This window comes from Nguyenibacter vanlangensis (assembly GCF_013376155.1).
Lineage (GTDB): Bacteria > Pseudomonadota > Alphaproteobacteria > Acetobacterales > Acetobacteraceae > Gluconacetobacter > Gluconacetobacter vanlangensis.
Genome location: NZ_JABXXP010000492.1, coordinates 1 through 2,137 on the forward strand (window position 1 = coordinate 1; position 2,137 = coordinate 2,137).

Consider the following 2,137-nt stretch of genomic DNA (forward strand, 5'->3'; position numbering starts at 1 on the left):
GGGTCCGCGCCGCGCCGGTGGTCACCACGGCGTCGATCGCGCCCTGGATCCGGGTGGCCAGGTCCTGGCGCCCGACATGCCCCAGCATCAGGTTCGCGGCCATCAGCAGCGCCAGCGGATTGGCGACGTTCTTGCCCGCGATGTCCGGCGCCGAGCCGTGCACCGCCTCGAAGATCGCGGCCTTCTCGCCGATATTCGCGCCCGGCGCCATGCCCAGCCCGCCGACCAGGCCGGCCGTCAGGTCCGACAGGATGTCGCCGAACAGGTTGGTGGTGACGATCACGTCATACTGCCACGGATCGATGACCAGTTGCATCGCGCAGGCATCGACGATGCGCTCGTCGCATGCGACGCGGCCTTCATATTCCTTGGCGACCTTGCGGCCTTCCTCCAGGAACAGCCCGGTCAGCAGCTTCAGGATGTTGGCCTTGTGGACCAGCGTCACCTTCCTGCGGCCGTTCTTCACCGCATATTCGAAGGCGAAGCGGACGATGCGATTGCATTCGGCGCGCGAATTATAGCCCGCGCCCATCGCGATCCCGTGCGGGTCGTCGCCCACCGGGATGTAATGTTCCATCGCGGCGTAATAGCCTTCCAGGTTCTCGCGGACCAGCACCAGGTCGATATTCTCGAACCGTCCGCCCGGCACGATCGTGCGGGTGGGGCGCAGATTGGCATACAGCCCGAATTCCTGGCGCAGCGTCACGTTGATCGACTTGAACCCGCCGCCGACCGGCGTGGTCAGTGGGCCCTTCAGCGCCAGGCCCGTGCGATGGATGCTCTCGATCGTCTCCTTGGGCAGCGGGTTGCCCGTCGCGTCGACTGCCGCCATGCCCGCCAGCCGCTTTTCCCAGGCGAAGGGCGCACCCACCGCGTCCAGGATCTCGATGACGGATTCCACGATCTCGGGCCCGATTCCGTCGCCGGGGATCAGGGTTGCCGGAATGGTCTTTTCAGCAGCGGACATTGTCGAAATTCTCCCTCTGTGCAGGATCTCTGACAGCCATCCGGCATGACCCGCACCGTTCGCGAGGCGGTACGATCACGCCGAGGCCCGTATCGTGGTAGGCCGGTGGCCGGCGGGTGACAATTCCGCTCCCCGCCGCCCCCCGGCCTTTCCCGGTCACATTATGCGGCGCTACGCCGCCCCGAGCGGCGCCCCCCCGAGCGGTGTACAGGCCGCGCGCAGCCAGGCCGCCTCGGCGTCGCCCAGATGCGGCGCCACCGCGTCGTGCACCCGCGCGTGATAGGCGTCGATCCAGGCGATTTCCTCCGGCGTCAGCAGGCCCGCATCGATCAGGCGCCGGTCGAAGGGCGCCAGGGTCAGCGTCTCGAACGCCAGGAAGGACCGGTTCGCCTCCGCCGCCGCCGGCCGCGCCAGCAGCAGGTTCTCCAGCCGGATCCCGAACGCGCCGGGACGGTAATAGCCGGGCTCGTCCGACAGGATCATCCCGTCCTCGACAGCCACCGGCCGATGGACCGGCGAAATCGAGGCCGGCCCCTCATGGACCGACAGGTAGCTGCCCACGCCGTGGCCCGTGCCGTGGTCGTAATCCATCCCCGCCTGCCACAGCGCATAGCGCGCCAGCGCATCCAGCGCATGGCCGGTGGTGCCGGCAGGGAAACGCGCCCGCGCCAGGGCGATATGGCCCTGCAGCACGCGGGTGAACGGCCCGCGCACCGCGTCCGGCCCCGGCTCCCGCCCGGTCCAGATCGTGCGCGTCACGTCGGTGGTGCCGAACGGATATTGCCCGCCGCTGTCGATCAGATAGACCTCGTCCGCCCCGATCGTCCGATCGGTCGCCTCGGTCACCCGGTAATGGATCACCGCTCCGTTCGGGCCCGAACCGGAAATCGCCGGAAAGCTCTCGCCGCGATAATCGGGACTGAGGGCGCGAAACGCGTCCAGCCGTGCCGCCGCCGCCAGTTCGCTCCGCCCGACCCCCTCGCTGTCCAGCCAGTGCAGAAAGCGGCACAGCGCGATTGCGTCCACCAGATGGGCGCGCCGCGCGCCATCCTGCTCCACGCCGTTCTTGCGCGCCTTGGGCACAACGCACGGATCGCCGCCCCGCGCCACGGTGGCTCCGGCGGCCTCCAGCGCCTGGACGAACCAGATCGCGGTCCCCGCCGGGTCGAT

Annotated in this window: 2 protein-coding genes; both read right to left on the reverse strand. The window is 69.1% G+C overall.

What is annotated here, in order from left to right:
• Positions 1 to 967 (reverse strand): isocitrate/isopropylmalate dehydrogenase family protein (locus HUK84_RS15725; protein ID WP_176641123.1); only part of this gene is annotated, 967 nt, incomplete at its 3' end.
• A gap of 171 nt (positions 968 to 1,138) precedes the next feature.
• On the reverse strand, positions 1,139 to 2,137 hold a 999-nt coding region (locus HUK84_RS15730), incomplete at its 5' end, for a M24B family metallopeptidase (RefSeq protein ID WP_176641124.1).